At 47.3% G+C, this 17,904-nt stretch carries 19 protein-coding genes and 1 pseudogene; 4 read left to right on the top strand and 16 right to left on the bottom strand.

The genetic code is table 11. The annotated features are described in order from the left end of the window. From BM058_RS01820 to BM058_RS18090, 11 genes and pseudogenes are all read right to left on the bottom strand, one after another. Nucleotides 1-3,168: a carbamoyl phosphate synthase large subunit gene (locus BM058_RS01820; RefSeq protein WP_090925336.1), complete on the bottom strand. Its 3,168-nt coding sequence runs from the start codon at nucleotides 3,166-3,168 to the stop codon at nucleotides 1-3. After that, entirely contained in the window at nucleotides 3,161-4,243 is a 1,083-nt protein-coding gene (locus tag BM058_RS01815) for a carbamoyl phosphate synthase small subunit (RefSeq protein ID WP_090925335.1), read from the bottom strand. The genes BM058_RS01820 and BM058_RS01815 overlap by 8 nt, the downstream gene beginning before the upstream one ends. Nucleotides 4,244-4,276: 33 nt before the next feature. Beyond that, entirely contained in the window at nucleotides 4,277-5,455 is a 1,179-nt protein-coding gene (locus BM058_RS01810; RefSeq protein ID WP_090925334.1) for an acetylornithine transaminase, read from the bottom strand. 11 nt (nucleotides 5,456-5,466) lie between these two features. Next, the gene (gene argB / locus BM058_RS01805) at nucleotides 5,467-6,270 is read right to left on the bottom strand and encodes an acetylglutamate kinase (RefSeq protein ID WP_177195385.1); all 804 of its coding nucleotides are present in this window, start codon (nucleotides 6,268-6,270) and stop codon (nucleotides 5,467-5,469) included. A gap of 20 nt (nucleotides 6,271-6,290) precedes the next feature. Then, nucleotides 6,291-7,523 (bottom strand): bifunctional glutamate N-acetyltransferase/amino-acid acetyltransferase ArgJ, encoded by a 1,233-nt coding sequence (argJ, locus tag BM058_RS01800; protein ID WP_090925332.1) that lies wholly within the window; start codon nucleotides 7,521-7,523, stop codon nucleotides 6,291-6,293. Between the two features lie 39 nt (nucleotides 7,524-7,562). Then, nucleotides 7,563-8,594: an N-acetyl-gamma-glutamyl-phosphate reductase gene (gene argC, locus BM058_RS01795; RefSeq protein WP_090925331.1), complete on the bottom strand. Its 1,032-nt coding sequence runs from the start codon at nucleotides 8,592-8,594 to the stop codon at nucleotides 7,563-7,565. A 316-nt stretch (nucleotides 8,595-8,910) separates the two neighbouring features. Continuing rightward, nucleotides 8,911-9,216, bottom strand: a pseudogene (locus BM058_RS01790) (redoxin domain-containing protein); the annotation flags it as partial. Between the two features lie 15 nt (nucleotides 9,217-9,231). Beyond that, nucleotides 9,232-9,417 carry a hypothetical protein gene (locus tag BM058_RS01785; RefSeq protein ID WP_090925329.1) on the bottom strand — a complete coding sequence of 62 codons (186 nt, stop codon included), beginning with the start codon at nucleotides 9,415-9,417 and terminating at the stop codon, nucleotides 9,232-9,234. A gap of 26 nt (nucleotides 9,418-9,443) precedes the next feature. Next, a complete protein-coding gene (locus BM058_RS01780; protein ID WP_090925328.1) occupies nucleotides 9,444-10,067 on the bottom strand; it encodes an SCO family protein in 624 nt (207 codons plus the stop codon). A 25-nt stretch (nucleotides 10,068-10,092) separates the two neighbouring features. Then, nucleotides 10,093-11,019 (bottom strand): cytochrome c oxidase assembly factor CtaG, encoded by a 927-nt coding sequence (gene ctaG, locus BM058_RS01775; RefSeq protein WP_090925327.1) that lies wholly within the window; start codon nucleotides 11,017-11,019, stop codon nucleotides 10,093-10,095. Nucleotides 11,020-11,272: 253 nt separating this feature from the next. Then, nucleotides 11,273-11,440: a hypothetical protein gene (locus BM058_RS18090; RefSeq protein ID WP_177195383.1), complete on the bottom strand. Its 168-nt coding sequence runs from the start codon at nucleotides 11,438-11,440 to the stop codon at nucleotides 11,273-11,275. Nucleotides 11,441-11,555: 115 nt separating this feature from the next. On the opposite strand from BM058_RS18090, the gene BM058_RS01770 reads away from it, so the two are divergent. After that, nucleotides 11,556-12,392, top strand: a complete 837-nt coding sequence (locus tag BM058_RS01770; RefSeq protein WP_090925326.1) for a Cof-type HAD-IIB family hydrolase — start codon at nucleotides 11,556-11,558, stop codon at nucleotides 12,390-12,392. A gap of 26 nt (nucleotides 12,393-12,418) precedes the next feature. Then, nucleotides 12,419-12,871, top strand: a complete 453-nt coding sequence (locus BM058_RS01765) for a GNAT family N-acetyltransferase (RefSeq protein WP_090925325.1) — start codon at nucleotides 12,419-12,421, stop codon at nucleotides 12,869-12,871. Between the two features lie 329 nt (nucleotides 12,872-13,200). On the opposite strand, the gene BM058_RS01760 is transcribed toward BM058_RS01765, so the two are convergent. Continuing rightward, on the bottom strand, nucleotides 13,201-13,758 hold the full coding sequence (locus BM058_RS01760; protein WP_177195382.1) for a helix-turn-helix domain-containing protein: 558 nt from the start codon (nucleotides 13,756-13,758) through the stop codon (nucleotides 13,201-13,203). Nucleotides 13,759-13,881: 123 nt separating this feature from the next. Here BM058_RS01760 and BM058_RS01755 point away from each other — a divergent pair, with 123 nt between their 5' ends. Beyond that, nucleotides 13,882-14,610, top strand: a complete 729-nt coding sequence (locus BM058_RS01755; protein ID WP_407690156.1) for an AzlC family ABC transporter permease — start codon at nucleotides 13,882-13,884, stop codon at nucleotides 14,608-14,610. Beyond that, on the top strand, nucleotides 14,611-14,931 hold the full coding sequence (locus BM058_RS01750) for an AzlD domain-containing protein (RefSeq protein ID WP_090925323.1): 321 nt from the start codon (nucleotides 14,611-14,613) through the stop codon (nucleotides 14,929-14,931). It abuts the gene before it with no gap. Here the strand turns inward: BM058_RS01750 and BM058_RS01745 are convergent. The 4 genes from BM058_RS01745 to BM058_RS01730 form a co-directional block, all read right to left on the bottom strand. Then, nucleotides 14,928-15,773, bottom strand: coding sequence for a YitT family protein (locus BM058_RS01745; protein WP_090925322.1), 846 nt, complete (start codon nucleotides 15,771-15,773; stop codon nucleotides 14,928-14,930). The genes BM058_RS01750 and BM058_RS01745 overlap by 4 nt on opposite strands. A gap of 391 nt (nucleotides 15,774-16,164) precedes the next feature. Then, the gene (locus tag BM058_RS01740; protein ID WP_090925321.1) at nucleotides 16,165-16,476 is read right to left on the bottom strand and encodes a hypothetical protein; all 312 of its coding nucleotides are present in this window, start codon (nucleotides 16,474-16,476) and stop codon (nucleotides 16,165-16,167) included. Nucleotides 16,477-16,561: 85 nt separating this feature from the next. Continuing rightward, entirely contained in the window at nucleotides 16,562-17,458 is an 897-nt protein-coding gene (locus BM058_RS01735) for a hypothetical protein (RefSeq protein WP_143082961.1), read from the bottom strand. Between the two features lie 72 nt (nucleotides 17,459-17,530). Beyond that, nucleotides 17,531-17,902, bottom strand: coding sequence for a rhodanese-like domain-containing protein (locus BM058_RS01730; protein ID WP_090925319.1), 372 nt, complete (start codon nucleotides 17,900-17,902; stop codon nucleotides 17,531-17,533). Nucleotides 17,903-17,904 lie beyond the last annotated feature (2 nt).

Raw genomic sequence — 17,904 nt, 5'->3', positions numbered from 1 at the left:
TCAAACTCCTTCATCAGCCATTGTATTTGTCTCCAGCCATTCTTCTATTGAACGGGGTTCTTCTGCTGTTCCGATCATCGCCTGCACCATGACCGTCAGCGTATCAGAATTGGTGACAATCGTTTTCCGTTGTTTGAGGGCTTCCTGGCGCATCTCTTTTCCTGTTGAATAACCGGTTTTTGGAATGCTGAACAGGGCCACAGCATCTGGATGATGAAGCCACTCCTCAAATGTCATATCGTGACGGGTCACGATGATATACCCTTTGTCCTCCAGCGTTTTCAGAGACGGAGCAGCGGCGGTGCTGACTGTTTCATCAATGTCGCAGAAAATCAATCCCTTTTTCTTAAATAGGACCGGTACCTGCGCTTCCGACCAGGCAAACGCCTTATTAAATGCTTCATCCTTATCCCGAGCGATACTGATCAGTTCCCCGGTCGATTTCATTTCCGCTTCCAAAAGCGGGTCAATACCAGGAAGCCTGTCGTTGGAAAAGACCGGTGCTTTCACGGTGTAATATGACGTCTCTGTATGCAGGCCGGTCCGTCCATTGCTCCATTCTTTAAGCGGCGTTCCAAGAAACATTTCCACTGCACCTTCCACCATGTGAATGCCCGTCACTTTTGAAAAAATCGGAACGGTCCGGGATGCGCGCGGATTAATCTCTATAACATAGAGGGCATCTCCGTCATAAACAAATTGAATGTTAAAGATTCCTTTAAAATCCATTCCTTTGGCAATTCTTTCGGTGTACGCTGCGAGTTTTTGTTTCACTTCCAGTGATATGGAAAAAGGCGGCGTGACAGCCATCGAGTCACCGGAGTGCACTCCCGCCCGTTCCACATGCTCAAAAACCCCCGGGATGAAAATATCTGTTCCATCAGTGAGCACATCCACCTCGAGCTCCGTACCCGGCAGGTAGGCGTCAATAAGTACAGGATACTCCACTTCTTTTCCACTGTCATTAAGGTATTCAAGCAGCTCTGCTTCCGTTGTACGAACAGCCATGCCCTGTCCTCCGATGACATAAGACGGGCGGACCAGGACCGGATATCCGATCTGTGCAGCTTTTTCTATGACATCTTCCTGGTTATAAGCCGTTTTTCCTGGAATGTGAGGTACCCCCACCTCATTCATAAACTCGTAAAAACGACCGCGGTCTTCAAGTTGGTCGATGGTATCCGAAGATGTTCCGAGCACCTTCCAGCCTGCCTTTTCCAGTTCTTCGGTGAGCGAAATACCAGTCTGTCCGCCAAGCTGCACAATGATTCCTTCCACCTGCTCTGTTTCAGCAACATGTATCACATCTTCCGGGGTGAGCGGTTCAAAATACAAATGATCAGCCATCTCAAAATCAGTACTTACGGTTTCAGGATTGTTATTGACAATGACCGCTTCAAACCCTGCTTTCTGCACTTCCATTGCACCATGTACCGAGCAGTAATCAAATTCTATTCCCTGCCCGATCCGGATGGGACCGGACCCGGCAATGAGCAGTTTCGGTTTACCGGTTTCCTTTTTTTCGTCTCCTTCTGTATACCAGCTGGAATAGTAGTAAGGAGTTTCCGCCGTGAACTCGGCTGCGCACGTATCCACCATGTGATAGGACGGCATCAGATTCCACTGCTTGCGTTTGCGGTACACCGCAGCCGGATCTACATTCCACTGAAGAGCCATCCATCCGTCGGTAAAGCCTGCCTTTTTCCAAGTATATAACTGTTCTTTCGTTACATTTTCCCAGGCTTTGCTGCGGATGTCATTTTCCAGTGATACGAGTTTCTCAAACGAGCGCAGGAAGAACAGGTCGATGCCGGTGAGGCGGTGAAGCTCAAGGGTTGTTTCTCCTCTGCGGAGAAGCTCCAGCAGGATAAAAAAGCGTTGATCATCCTGGCGGTTCAATTCCGCGTAAAGGGTATCTTTTTCTTTTTTGTTCATCCCTGGGACTTCAAGTCCCGTCGTTTTAATTTCCAGTGAACGAACCGCTTTCTGCATAGCCGCTTCAAGGTTTCGTTCTATCGCCATGACTTCTCCGGTAGCTTTCATCTGTGTGCCGAGCTGTTTGTCGGCATGAACGAATTTATCAAACGGCCACCGCGGAAATTTGACGACCACATAATCCAGCGCCGGTTCAAAACTGGCATACGTATGTCCGGTTACCGGATTCAGCAGTTCATGCAGATGATAGCCGACGCTGATTTTCGCTGCCATACGCGCAATAGGATACCCGGTAGCCTTGGAAGCAAGAGCCGAAGACCGGCTGACCCGCGGATTCACTTCGATTAAATAATATGATTTGCTGTGTGGATCCAGAGCAAATTGAATATTACATCCGCCTACAATACCAAGGGCGCGGATTACTTTCAGTGAAGAAGCCCGCAGCATTTGATACTCTACGTCCGTCAATGTCTGGGACGGAGCCGTTACGATGGAATCCCCTGTATGAACACCGACCGGATCAATGTTTTCCATGTTGCATACTGTAATACAGGTGTCATTGGCATCACGCATGACTTCGTACTCCACTTCTTTGAACCCGGCGATACTTTTTTCAACGAGGCACTGGTGTATGGGGCTTGCTTCAAGACCGCCGCCAATGATATAGCGGAGTTCTTCTTCATTATAAGCGATACCTCCTCCGCCGCCTCCAAGCGTATAGGCAGGACGTACAATAATCGGATAACCTGCCGTTTTGGCAAACTGCAGCGCTTCTTCCTCTTTTTCCACGATGTCGCTCTCTGGAACAGGCTCACCCAGTTCATGCATAAGCCCGCGGAATGCCTCCCGGTCTTCTCCCTGCTTGATGGAACTTACCGGTGTCCCCAGCAGCTTCAGGCTGTATTTTTCGAAAATGCCTTCATCTTCAAGAGAAAAGGCAAGGTTCAACCCGGTTTGACCACCGAGTGTGGCAAGCAGTCCGTCAGGTTTTTCTTTCTGTATGATCTTTTCCACAGATTCGACTGTAAGCGGTTCGAAATAGACTTTATCGGCACAGGCTTCATCGGTCATGACCGTTGCAGGATTATTGTTTACCAAAATGACCTCGATTCCTTCTTCACGCAGTGCCAGACAAGCCTGGGTTCCGGAATAATCAAATTCAGCCGCCTGACCGATAACAATCGGCCCGGATCCGATGACAAGCACTTTCTCTATCGTTGTATCTTTAGGCATAGGTTTTTTCTCTCCCTTTGTTCTTCAGATGTTCAAGGAACTGGTCCAGTATTTCTTCGCTGTCAGCAGGTCCCGGATGAGCTTCAGGGTGGAACTGAACCGTCGTAATATCACGTGATGTGTGAGACAGCCCTTCAATGGACTGATCATTAATATTTTTGAAACGCACGGCGAATTCACCAGCGGGAAGAGAATCTTCCTTCACTACATAACTGTGATTCTGTGACGTCATGAACACTCTGCCCGTTGTGGTGTCTTGTACCGGCTGATTCGCCCCGCGGTGCCCAAAGCGGAGCTTTTCAGTATCGGCGCCGTATGCAAGGGCAAGCAGCTGGTGTCCCATACATATACCAAGACTCGGGTACAGCCGGGAGAGTTCACGGTAATGATCCAGAAGATGATGAAGCTGTTTCGGGTTCCCCGGTCCGTTGGAAAACAGCAGACCGTCCGGATGAAGAGACGCAATTTCTCTCTGATCCGTGTCATATGGTACAACAGTCACCTTGCATCCTTTTTCTTTTAAACGATGCGCCATGGAATGTTTATATCCAAAATCCAGCAGTACAATGTGCTCTTCTCCACTCCCGATTGTTTCAGGAGCCTGAACTGTTACGTCATCTATCAGCATTTTACTGCCGATTGGTTCATAACTCCCGGGATCTGCTTTGGCAGGAGATGTCGTAATAACGGCTCCCATATCCCCTTTCTCCCGGATATTTTTCACGAGTGTCCTGGTGTCGACACCTGTGACGAGTGGAATCCCTGCATGTTCTGCGGCTTCTTTTATTGTCTGTTCGGCTTCGTAATGAAAAGCATCCGGGGAGGCTTCGCTTATAACTAAACCGGCCGGCTGCGGATGATGACTTTCATAGTCCGACGGGTTCCACCCGTAATTTCCGATGAGGGGATAAGTAAAAACGACAATCTGACCATAAAAAGACGGATCCGTCATCACTTCCTGATAACCGGTCATTCCGGTGAAAAAGACAATTTCTCCGTAAATGTCCTGCTGCTCTTCTGTTTCAATCGTACCTTCAAATAGTTCCTCATTTTCGAGCTTTATATATCCCTTCATTGATACAAATCCTCCTCAAATCCTGCTTATAATCTATGACTGTATGGAAGAAAGGGCTTCTTTGATATCCTGAACACCCTCCAGAAGCGTTTCTTCTTTCATTGTCAGAGGAGGAAGCATACGGATGACATTCGGCCCCGCTCCAATAACAAGCATCCCTTTATCCCGAAGTTCCTTAATAACGGGTGCTGATGACTCTGTCAATTCTACTCCAGCCATCATTCCCATGCCTCTGACGTCTTTGACAACCGGAAGAGAACGGAGCTCCTGGTCGAGTTCGTTCAGGAATCGTTCTCCCTTTGCGGCTGCCGCTTTTATCCACTTTTCTTCAAAGAGTGTCTGCAGCGTCGCTTTGACAGCCGCCATCGCCAGCGGGTTCCCACCGAATGTTGTGCCATGGCTGCCTGGTCCAAAAGATTCTTTCAAAAACTGTTTTCCGATCATCGCACCTACCGGAAACCCGTTCCCAAGTCCTTTAGCACTTGTTATGATGTCCGGCTCGATTTCGTATTGTTCGTGGGCAAAAAGAGTGCCGGTGCGGCCGATGCCGGTCTGAATTTCATCGCAGACAAGCAGTCCTCCACTTTTTTTCACCTTTTCTTCCACCGCCGTGACAAACGCTTGATCAGCCGGACGTACTCCGCCTTCTCCCTGGACCATTTCAATCAGTACAGCAGCGGTGTCTTCATCAATGGCTTTCTCCAGTTCACTCACGTCATTGAAAGGAAGCCGGACAAACCCTTCCGGCATCGGTCCGAATCCTTCCTGAACCGCTGTCTGTCCGGTAGCGGCCATGCTCCCGAATGTTCTGCCGTGAAAAGACTGGACAAAACTGATGATTTTTTTGCGGCCTGTATGTTTTCTTGCCAGCTTAATGGCAGCTTCATTAGCTTCCGCCCCGCTGTTTGCAAAGAAAACAAGATCCCCGCATGAGTGTGATGTCAAAAGATGCGCTGCTTCCTGCTGCTGATTGTAGTGGAAAAAGTTCGACGCATGCCAGCCCTCATGCAGCTGTTTTTCCACTGCCTGCACGACATAGGGATGACTGTGTCCGAGATTGACGACTCCAATACCGGCCATGAAATCCTGGTACGTCTTTCCGTTTGTGTCCGTAATTGTAGTATCTTCTGCCTTCGCAAATGTTACATCCCACCGTTTGTAGGTTGGAAATAACTCTTCGTCTGCCCAGACGGTATCTTCCTGATTTTCCATTGCTGCCCCTCCTAGTTATCCAGCATCTCTATCTTATGATCGGTTGAAGTAGGTTCTTTTACAACGGTCGTCCCTTTCAAAGTTCCATCTTCATTCTTGTTTTTTCCGTTTCCGTTGGCGATGGTTACTTTATTAATGGATCCTTTGAGGCACGCGGCTGCGGCTTTAACTTTCGGTATCATCCCACCGTAAATAATACCTTGATCGATGTATTTTGTGACAGATGACTCTGTAAGTGTTTCTTCCAGCCTGCCGTCCCGCAGTACACCGTCTACATCCGTAACAAAAACCAGTTCTCCGGCTCCAAGCGCTGTTGCCACAGCGGCAGCAGCAGCGTCGGCATTCACATTCAGCCGGCCGTGACTTTCAGAGGAAGCGATGGGAGCGATGACAGGAATACAGCCACTTTCTATAAGCTCTTCCAGCCGTTTTGTATGAACAGTGTCAACGGCTCCGACAAGTCCCAGGGTCTCTACATCCACCGGGGAAGCCTGAAGCAGGTCATTCTCACTACCTGTGACTCCGTGTGCCGGGGCACCGCTCTCTTCAAGGGCCTGCACCAGTTTGCGGCGCACTTCGCCTGTCAATGCTTTTTCTACTGCTTCCAGCACTTGAGGTGTTGTCTTTCTAAGACCTTCCACAAATTCGGTGGGAACATGGTCTTTTTCTAATCTGCGGTTAATTGCAGGCCCGCCGCCGTGAACGATGACAGGGTGCAGTCCTTTCTTCTGCATAGCTGCTATGCTTTCAAAAAAATCCGCCTTTAGATTCTCAAGAGTGGAACCTCCGCACTTAAGGACAATAACATGTTTCATCCCGCTTCCTCCTTCCTGCATCACGTCCGGTAACCGGCGTTTATTCTGACATACTCATAACTGAGATCACATCCCCAGGCTTTTCCGGATCCGCTTCCTGAATGCAGATTCACCTTAATGGTTATTTCTTCCTTTTCAAGATACGCTTTGGCATCTTCTTCCGAAAAGGAGACAGGACGACTGTTTTCTAATGTTTTAATCGGACCGAGAGAAATGTCTATGGCTTCCGGGTCCAGGTCTACACCGCTGTATCCAAGGGCAACGATAATCCGGCCCCAGTTGGCATCGGTGCCGTAAATGGCTGTCTTCACCAGGTCACTTCCGACAATCTGTTTCGCAGCCTTTGCTGCTTCATGATCATTCAGTGCTCCGTCCACTTTCACCTCTACCAGTTTCGTAGCTCCTTCTCCGTCCCGGGCTATTTTTTGGGCAAGTTCCTCGCAGGTGATCTGCAGGCCGTGAAGGAACGTATCCCATTCCGGGTGGGACGGGGTCAACGGTTCATTTCCCGCATGTCCGCTCGCCATCACAATCACATTATCATTGGTCGACGTATCGCCGTCTACTGTAATACAGTTGAATGTTCTGTTGGTCACTTCCGACAAAGCCTGCTGAAGATACTCCGGCTCGATTACAGCATCTGTTGTGACAAAACCGAGCATGGTAGCCATGTTGGGATGAATCATGCCGGACCCTTTGGCGGCGCCGCCGAACGTGACCTGTGTATGATCAATCGTCGTTTGAAAGCAGGCATGCTTTTTCACCGTATCGGTCGTCATGATAGCTTCATTGAACTGGTCCGCATCTTTAAAGGCGGGCATGGGCTGCAACTCCTGGATGCCCGGCACAATTTTGTCCATCGAAAGTCGTTCACCGATGACGCCGGTAGAGTTCACAGCCACTTGGTGGACCGGGAGCTGAAACGTTTCTGCCGCTGCGCTGCGCATCGTATAAGCGTCCTGCAGTCCTTCCTCTCCGGTACAGGCATTGGCATTTCCGCTGTTAATAATAATGGCGCGCAGTTTCCCTTCTTCGGCGATACTTTCTTTTGTTACCTGCAGGGGAGCGGCCTGTATTTTGTTTAACGTATAGACAGCTGCACTCGAAGCCGGCACATCACACAGAATGGCCCCAAGATCATTTCGTTTCCGCTTCACCTGCGTATGAATGCCTGCTGCTTTAAAACCTTTCGGGGTGATAATGCTTCCACCGCTTATTTCTGTAATGTTTTCGGTTTTGTATACCGTTCCCATGCTTCTCTCTCCCCTGTTAATCTATTAATGACATGCTGGCTATGGATACATTGGAATATAGTCAAGTCCTCTGGTCTCCGGAAAGCCGAACATCAGATTCATATTCTGGACGGCCTGGCCGGAGGCACCTTTCATTAAATTATCAATGACAGAAACAATAGTGGCGCGCCCGGTGCGTTCATCCACAGTAAAGCCTATATCACAGTAATTGGTCCCATACACCTCTTTTGTGAACGGCAGCGCCCCGTCTTTTCGAATCCTTACGAAAGGACTGTTTCTGTAACACTGTTCAAACAGATTCTCCAGGTCCTTTTGCTGCCACCCTGGTGACAGCGGAACGTACATTGTCGCCATAATGCCGCGTGTCATTGGCACAAGATGAGGACTGAATGTAACGGGGGCTTCCTTTCCACTGAAACGTGTAAGTTCCTGTTCCATCTCAGGTGTATGTTTATGCTCATTGACTTTGTAAATTTTAAGGTTGTCGTTCATTTCACTGAAATGCGTCATCGCCGATGGAGAGCGTCCTGCTCCTGTCGTTCCCGATTTTGCATCTATAATCAAGTCACCTGCTTCTGCAGCCTGTTTTTGTATAAGCGGCAGAATGCCTGTTAGCACCGTGGTCGCGTAGCATCCCGGATTGGAAAGCAGTCCCGCTGTACGGACTTCTTCTCTATGCCATTCGGTCAATCCATATACCGCTTCCTGAAGAAGAGCGTCCGGTGCACTTTCCCGTCCATACCAATGGCGGTAAGTATCCGCATTCTTTAACCGGAGATCTCCGGAAAGATCAATTATTCTGACTCCACCATTCAATGTTGCGCTTAGTTCAGCGGACACCCCGGGTGGCGTAGATAGAAATACGACATCGTGTTCCTTCAGCCTTTCTGGTTCGATATCTTTCAGGGTGAGTTCTACAATACCTGTGACATGAGGATAACTTTCCGCCATCTGTTTCCCTTCCTGAGAAGAAGAGAATACGGTCATGCTCTCTATATCAGGATGACTGTGAAGCAGGCGTATTAATTCTATTCCTCCGTATCCAGTTGCTCCCACGATCGCTGCTTTCATAAACTTGCACCTCGTTTTATCTTTATACATCCTCTTTTCTTATTATTATAAGTGTGAATATATATTAATGCAACTGTATTTTTATATTTTTCTATACTCATTTTTCAATGATTCGGTATCCGCCCTGGCAATGTTATTTAAGCTTTTTACCTTAATGGTCTTTTTGCGCATAAATGTATGTATATACACAACGTGGTATAAAATGCGCAGCGCGGGAAAAGTCATTCTTATGAAGATAAGCTTAGACTTCCTGTAATGAAAGTATTCCCGTCAAACCAAAAAAGAGCTGGTCCCATGTTACGGGGCCAGCTTCTGTTTAATTTAATGCATTCTTTATTTTTTCAGCAGTGCTTTCAATGTTCGTTCCCCATAAATCATCTTCTTGTGATGTGATGAGCTCTCCGTCTCCATTAAAGACCGAGTAGCCTCTTACCGACATTCCTTCTCCGGCCATATCGGCTTTTTCTACAACATCAAGGGAAGCATCAGACAACATGGTAAAGGTAAAACCCATCTGCTCTTTTAATTCTTTATGTGCTTCCGGGGAATCATTGCTGATGGTATAAATATCAGCTTCCATGTCTTCAAACAATTCCATATTCTCCTGCAGCTGCACGAGCTGCGAAACACAGTGGCTTCAATTGACACCGGTGAAATGAAAAAGCACAGTAGGGTTTTCTTTATCTGCGAGGTTGACAGATTCCCAGTTTTCGTTATCCAGCGACATCTCACCACCGCCTTCTTCCTGTCCGCAGGCAGCGGCAGCCAAAACTGCCAACACCGTCATCACAAGGAACCCGGTATATTTCTTCAGTGACCGCACGTTCCCACCTCCTTTCTGTACAAATGTTACCGATTAACGGGCGTCAAACGTTTCAGGTCATCCAGTATAGGTTCTGTGTCGTTTTCCAGACCATCGTATTTTCTTACGACATTCCCTTTTGGGTCAATAAGGAAAAAGGCGGTTGCATGGATAATATTTTGGTCACCGGTATCCTGGTTCAATGCACTTAGAAAGGAATTCTTCGATAACTGTTTGATTTCTTCCACCGAATAGCCGGTGAGAAAATCCCAGTTGCTGAAATCGGCCCCGTAGTTTTGGCCGTACTTCGTTAATGTCTCCGGATCGTCGCGTTTTGGATCAACTGTGAATGACACCATTCTTACGTCTTCCAGTCCTGCTTGTTCAATCTGACCCTGCAGGTTGAGCATATTCGGGGTCATCGTATTACAGACGGTCGGACAGTTCGTGAAAATCATATCAGCAATCACGTACTCCCCTTGAAGATCCTCGTTTGTCACTGTTTCCCCGTCCTGGTTTGTAAAGGAAAAGGAGGGGAGGGACAGGTCTGCGTCCGTCAAACTGCTGCCATTCTGAGCTCCCTGCGGCTGGCCGATCTGATACAACCAGCCGCAGCCGCCAAGCACCGCCAGCAAAAGCCCTGCACCTGCCAATAGCATGATACGCTTCATCGCTTCACCCTTCTTTCAAACTTTCTCATTTTAAATGATCTGTATCGGCCGGGATATCGCTGATGGTCCATTCTCCCTCTTTCGGCTGTTCTTTGGCAAGCCACTGTTTGAATACATATCCAATGGTTGTGACATACACCAATTCCTGCGATATCTTCATAACCACCCCGGCCAGCTGCTGATCAGAATGAGCATCCAGAAACGACATCGTGCCTGCCCCGTCATTCATCATCGATGTCGGAGGTGAAGTGCCCGGCGGCAGGCAGTAGGCCATTACTTCCGACCATACAGCAGGATTCGTATACGTTTCATAAAGCGGGCTGCCTGCAAAAATAATCATCGCGCAGGCCGGTGTGATCAGAATACCGTTTGCAAAAATGTAGACAATCCGGCGCAGGTCCGGGAGCTTATATCCGGATGGAAGCGGTGAAAGCATGTGCCACCACATCAGCCAAGCGGAGGCAAACAGCGCTCCCTGATAAAGACTGTGAATCACCGGCGCCTGCATCACTTCATCAAAAACGACGGGAATATGATAAAAAGAAAACAAAGCATTGAATGTAATCAAACCAATAACCGGGTGCAGCAAAACACGGTAGATCCATTCCGCTTTTTTCCTCCACCAATCGATTCCTGATTGCAGGAGCCATTTCGGAATCGCGAGAATGAACAACGGCACCGCTGCAAAGTAGGCGAATACCATCTGTGTCATATGGAGTGTAATAATAGAGTGACCTGCTACATACAATGGACTGCCCCAACCGAGATACAAAGCAGCCAAACCAAGCAGAAAGTATATATTCCGGCGGACAAAATACTTGTCCGTTCCTTTGAAATTATGCCTTTTTTTCAAAATTATACTGTAATAAATGAAAGCTGTAAGAGCCAGAACGACTATAAGTTCCGGAGTCCACAACGCACGAAAAGAATAGGTCGAAAAAAAATCCGCGATTGCCGTCCACCTCCTTCTTCTTCAATTTAAGCAGAAACTTTCATTTCAACGCCAGCTGAAGTAAAATAGGACACGCACACTCTTTTCATCATATTAGCATATTTGAGGCGCATTATACTCATGATTCATGGTACATTTTTAAGTTATTTCTTACAATCTGATGAACAAGACCACGGCTGTTGATTATGCAAATATAGGAAGCGTTTCGTCGGACTCCGCCTTTCCTGCCCGCTTTCCGCAGGCGTCGCCTCAGCTATATCGTGGTAAAGGAGGATCGGCTAAGTTCGGCACGTCCTGCCGGGCGCCGATCTGACTCACCTCGTATGAGCCTCCGGTGATCTTCGGCTGACGCTTCTCCTGCTGGAGTCGGGCAGACGGCTCCGTCCAACGAAAAAGAAAGGGGGATAGATGCTTTGATCACAGATGCACCCTCCTCATAGAACCCTTCCCCGTTCCTTTATATGGTAAATCAACAGGCATGGAACAAGACTTTGGAGCAGCAGTGACTTCCTGACAGAAAGGCGAGGGTAAGCGCCATGGAAAAACATTTAATTGTACTGGATTTAGACGGCACCCTGCTGAAAGAAGACAAGACCATCTCGACCAGAACGTACAAAACGCTCCAGGAAGCAAAAAAAATGGGGCACCTCATTGCGATTGCTACCGGAAGGCCTTACCGGGCCAGTAAAATGTATTACCAGCAGCTTGGCCTGGACACTCCTATCGTTAATTTCAACGGGGCGTATGTACATCACCCGGGGGACGCTTCTTTTCAGACTTACCATTCTCCGCTTGATCTGGAAACGGCAAAAACCATTATTGATACGTGTAAGGCATTTCAGGTAAATAATATGATGGCGGAAGTGGTGGATGATGTGTTCCTCCACGACTATGATGAAACATTTCTTGATATGTTCGCACTCCACACGGATCCTGCAGCGTGCGGTGATCTGAAGACACTGCTTAAGAGCGGCCCCACTTCTCTTCTTGTCTACCCGAAACTGGAGCATGCCGAGGAGCTCCGTCACCTCATCTCCGGAGAACACGCGCAGGGGATTGAACAACGATCCTGGGGGGCGCCGCATCACATGATTGAAATTATCAGTACAGGCAACAATAAAGCAGCGGGCCTTGAGAAAGCAGCTCGTTACTGCGGGCTGACGCTGGATGATGTGATTGCTTTTGGTGACGAGGATAACGACATTGAAATGCTGTCCGAAGCAGGAAGCGGCGTTGCTATGGGAAATGCTTCACCGGAAGCGAAACAGGCAGCGGCAGAAGTGACATACAGCAATGAAGACGAAGGGATTGCTGTTTATTTGGAGGAGCGCCTCCATTTGACCGATAAGAAAAAATTTGAAAAACAGAAATAATACAGGTAAAGGAGGAGACCTGACTCATGAACATTTACGAAATACCTAAAAATGCACCGGAAAGCCTGCGCGAAGAAGTGACGGATCTGCTGATGGAGCAGATGGCTTCCATCGGGCGGGATAATGCCTGCGAATTATTAAAAGAATCCATCCATCTCACCCTTCAAGAACACTCAGGCGCCCATATTTTTGTCGCTGAATCTGACGGTGCTGTTGTTGGAGCAGCTTTTTTCAACCTCAGCATTTCCCTTGAGAAAGGCGGTTATTATATCTGGCTGAATGATTTATACGTACATAAAGAACACCGTAACCAAGGTATAGCCAAAAATCTTCTACTGAAAATTATATACTGGGCCGAAAACCAGGGCATTAAAGGGATTGAACTGGAAACCGGGGTCAGTAACGCAGCAACCAAAGCACTGTACAACTCTCTTGGGTTCTATGATGTTGTCTCCAAACGGTACGGGTTCCGCTTCTAACTGACACCACGGCTGTTTATTTCCAAATATAGGATTCGATTCGTTAGACTCCGCCTTTCCTGCCCGCTTTCCGCGGGCGTCGCCTCAGCTATATCGTGGTAAAGGAGGATCGGCTAAGTTCGGCACGTCCTGTGCCAACGCCGATCTGACTCACCTCGTATGAGCCTCCGGTGATCTTCGGCTGACGCTTCTCCCGCTGGAGTCGGGCAGACGGCTCCGTCCAACGAAAAAGAAAGAGGATACATGCTTTGATCACAGATCCCCCCTCCTCATAGAACCCTTTCCCATTCCTTTATATGGTAAATCAACAGGCGTGAACTAACACATTTTTACGAATAGTAGATGATCATCATAAAGTGCACCGTTTCTTTTGTTTCATTGATGTAACCGTGGTCAAAGTCTGCTTCAAAACGAAGAGCATCTCCCTGCTGCAAATGAAATGTATCGCTGCCGACGACAACACAAAGCTCTCCTTTATTAAGAAAAATATATTCCTCCACCCCTTCCTGGTGGGCATCGGAATAATAGTGACGGTTCGGGGACAAATCGACATAGAACACTTCAAATGGCGTGTGGCTGTCTTTGGAAAATACAGGCTTTACATCGAATCCTCCCCGTTCCCCTTCCAGTATTTCCAATTCATCATAACTGATTTTTGCAGCGGGGGGACGTTCTACTTCTACAAATGTTGTAAAAGGGACCTGCAGGCCGTCGGCTATCTTCCAGAGAGTCCCTACGGTTGGATTGGAAACCCCGCGCTCCATTTGTCCAAGCATTGGTTTACTGACTCCTGTCCGCTCTGCTGTTTCATCAAGACTGAAACCTTTTCTGTTTCTAACCTCCCGGAGTTTCTTTCCGATATGAGCATTGAGCTGATCTTTTTTCATGTGCACCACCTTGACGTATTGTATGTTATAACATACAATTATCATACTATAATACATTCGTGAACGCTACCCTGCTTGCACACTGTGAAACAGAAGTTTCACATGTTAGAAAGGATGCCTCTGTTGAAAGAATTATCTGTAACCGGGTCATTCCACCCATTTATATACGGTTTAAAAGACGGATCTTCCATTGCACTTGGCTATGTCCCGGCTGCCATAACTTTTGGATTCATTGCCCAGACCGTTCCATTAACAACCCTGGAAACACTGCTTATGAGCATGCTCGTGTTTGCTGGTGCCGCCCAGTACATGGCTCTCAGCCTGCTTGCAGCAGGTACCGGGGCGTTTGAAATCATTTTCACGACCTTCATCGTCAATATCCGGCATTTACTTATGAGTGCTTCTTTAAATGAAAAGGTACTCCCGGACCACCCGTTTAAAAAAGCGGGTTACGCCTTTGGTATTACGGATGAAGTCTTTGCTGTCACTTCCATGAAAGAAGGGACAATCAGCTCCGCTTACGTATATGGTGTTTTTTTGATTTCTTACTTAAGCTGGGCCGGCTTTTCAGCAGCGGGGCATGGTATCGGCGATCTGCTTCCTTCCATTTTACAACAGAGCCTGACATTTGCACTGTACGCTCTATTTATCGCACTACTCACTCCTTCCTTGAAAAAGCACCGAAAAGTGATTTTTCTAGCCTGCTCCGCTGCGGTAATGAACAGTCTCTTTTCGTTATGGTTGGCCGAAGGCTGGGCACTGATTCTTTCCGTTACTTTGTCCGCAGTACTTATAGAGTGGGCTGCGCCGCATCAAATCAAAACGCATCAGGATGCAAAGGAGGAGTTTTAAATGTCCCGGGAAATAATCATTATCATTGTTGGCATGGCCCTGGTAACCTACATTCCAAGAATGCTTCCGTTTGTTTTTTTTCGTACTGAAAAAATCCCTCCGAAAATAGAAGGGATTCTAAAAAATGTGCCGTATGCTGCACTAGGAGCTCTTATTTTCCCGGGAGCAGTCTTCATTCACGACAATCCATTGTTTGGAATCACCGGTATTGCCGCAGCCTTTCTGATTTCACTTACCGGAGGTGGGTTAATTGTGGTTGTACTTGGCTCCATCGCTGTTCTTACCATTCTCACCCCTTTATTTCAGGGAAGTTTATTTTAATTATCTTTACGGAACATGCCAAAGATTTCGGTTGTCGTAACAATATTAGTGAAAGCACTTGGATCCACTTCTTCAATGACCTCCCGCAAAGCAAAGAGCTCATACCTTGTAATAACAATCATCAACACTTCTTTTTCACTGTAATCATAGCCGCCTTTAGCAGGGATTCTTGTAATCCCGCGGGTGATATGCTGATGAATCGCTTCGCGCAGAACATCCGGCTGCTTTGTCACAATCATAGCTGTGACTTTTACGTGGCGCGTATGAATGGTGTCAATCACACGGGAACTGACATATACAGCCAGCAGGGTGTAAAGCGCACTTTCCCAGTTAAATAATAGACCGGCCGCGAGCACAATGATACCGTTCAACATAAAGAAATAGGTTCCAACCGGCCGGTCACTGAATCGCGCAAGCACAAGCGCTACAATGTCCAGTCCTCCGGCAGAAGCCCCCCATTTCAATGGGAAAGCCGCCCCCATTGCCGTAATGACACCACCGAACACAGCGTTTAGAAGGATGTCTTCCGACGGGGCATTTACAGGCACGATTTCAAGAAAGAACGTGGTCAGTGCAACGTGCAGGAAACTGTAAAAAGTAAACAGTTTCCCTACCTTGTACCAGCCTAAGAGTGCGATTGGAATATTGACAAGCAGCAAAAACGCACCGGTGGAAAGTGGAAAAAGGGCAGCAAGCAACTGTGCAACCCCTGTAGCACCGTTTGAAAAGACATCGGCGGGTATCAAAAATGTGTTCAATCCGACGGCCATCACCAAGGTGGAAATAACGATGATTATAACTTTCTGCAATTCTTTCAGTATTGTTGAATTTCTTGTAATCATGGAATATCCACCACCTTACAGCTTGCTGCTGAATATGTTGAACCGCCCGGACGGTCAAAGATAGTTTGATTTAAGGACAGCACGCTTCACCGGTTTGATATGCTGTCGTTGTTCCTGCCGGATTCTTTAATCAAAACGTAATGCTCAATATGTATTCCTGTATCATAAGATTCGATTTTAAATCCTGTACCATCGGCTCGTATTATGTTTGATTATTGTTTTGAAACAACCTATCCCGTTCCATTGTACTTTAAACCTTACAGGGTTAAAAGGAAAAACCATTCTCTTTTCTTCCCACCCGGGTTTTTGGGGGCAGGACCGGCCCTGCCGTTTTGTTATGTAAAAACTGCTGTACCGTCTTTCATTCCGGCACAGCAGTAACAATCTGGTTCTATTTGTTATCCTTTATCGTTGTTCGAACCGGCTCTTCCCCTTTTTCTTCCGCTTTATCGAAATGATGCACAGAGTGCATGGCACCTTCTGATACCATTTCATTGTCTTCGAAATCATAAGGTCCCGAGTGCCCGACTTTTTCGTTTAGTTCCTGGTCTTCATCTTCTTTTGTTTTCCCTGTCCATTTCGCAACAGTATGTTTTGACACATCCTTCACTTTTTCTCTTTTTTTCTCATCAGTCAAGAAATAAGTGGCGGTTCCAACAGCGCCTGCTACTACTGAGGGTATAAGCAAACTTCGTTTTTTCATGTTTACACCTCCGTTTTGTGCCTGAATGAATGTTCAATTTCCGCTCTTACTCTTTTTCCCCGTTTGCTTCACACTAAACCTCTGTTTATCTTTCATACCCTTCGAGCTGAAAACCCCATATACCGATTCTCTCCACTTCCTCTTCCTCATTGGCAATGAACCATAAACTGCCGTCATTGACGTGATAAATGTGCACCGTCTTGCCATCGATCTTCTGTTCGATATATTCAGAACCGTGAAGGCGCCGGACATCAAACAGTGTATCCCCAACCGCTGCTCCCTTTGCAGTCTCAAAATCAGTGGACGAAAAAATCATGTATGTCAACTCATCGTCTATGATTTCCAGCTGCATATCAGGTACTTCGCCGGAGCGTTCTTCTCCGTAACGATTCGTGTAAGTAAATTCATGCATGTTCCCGTGAAAACCGATGTAGTCTGAAGGTTTTCCAAACCCGGTATTCCAGTTGATATCCAGAGTGTTATCCACTTCTTCCATTGAATCACCAATACGCATATCCCCTGCCGTCAAGAGGTCCGCGGTTTCAAGATGCAGACGCCCGGGATTATCTATCCATTCGGCCCGGATATCCAGTTTTTGCAGGTTGGAAACTCTCACCACGTCCTGATTATCCACCTCTTCAATATAGTCCTGCTCTTTCAGGAAATCAATTGATGATTCTCCTTCATACGGCACACTACGGTCTATATCTTCCTTATCATTCATCACCTGTACTGCCGCTTGTATAGGAACATACAGTATACCTGATTGAAAGACCGGACCTCCGGTGTGCGTCTGGAGCTGCCCGTCTATGTACAAATCATGCTCCAGTCTGTTTTCTTCCGTTTCTTCTTCCAGCTGCTTCTGCTCATTATCTCCTCTATGCCCTGTGTCTGTCTGAAACAGAGTGCGGGCATCCGCCTCCACTGCAGAAAACAAAAGGCCAAGTGTCATCAAACATCCCAACACTATTCTAATGTTCACGTGCCATTCTCCCCCGTCCCTTTGTATTTATGTTTCTTTTAGAAAAAAAAGGCCCGCATAGAGCCTTTTTTTCTACTTATACAATCTGCCTATATCATCCTGCACCGGGTTTTCCATGCCGGTATTCATTTCTTCATCCCATGCGAGCATTCCACCGGCGAAATTCTTTACATTCTCGATGCCGTTATCCTTAAAATAAAGAGCTGTATGCTGGCTCCGCCCGCCGCTGCGGCAGACGAGAAGATACTCTCTGTCTTTATCAAGCTGGTCAACGACTTCCGGAACCTGATTCATGGGAAGCAGCGGCACTCCCGGAATATGACCTTCGACGTATTCCGAAGGTTCCCGTACATCAATGACAATCGGATTTTTTTCATTTTTTCCGCTGATACTTTTCACTTCTTCTTTTTCCAGCTGTTCAATACCGTCCAATTCGTATCCCATGT

Origin of the sequence: Salibacterium qingdaonense, assembly GCF_900114715.1 — a bacterium.
GTDB classification, from domain to species: Bacteria; Bacillota; Bacilli; order Bacillales; family Marinococcaceae; genus Salibacterium; species Salibacterium qingdaonense.
Note: the sequence above shows the minus strand (reverse complement) of the source record. Positions and strands in the feature narration are given on the sequence as shown.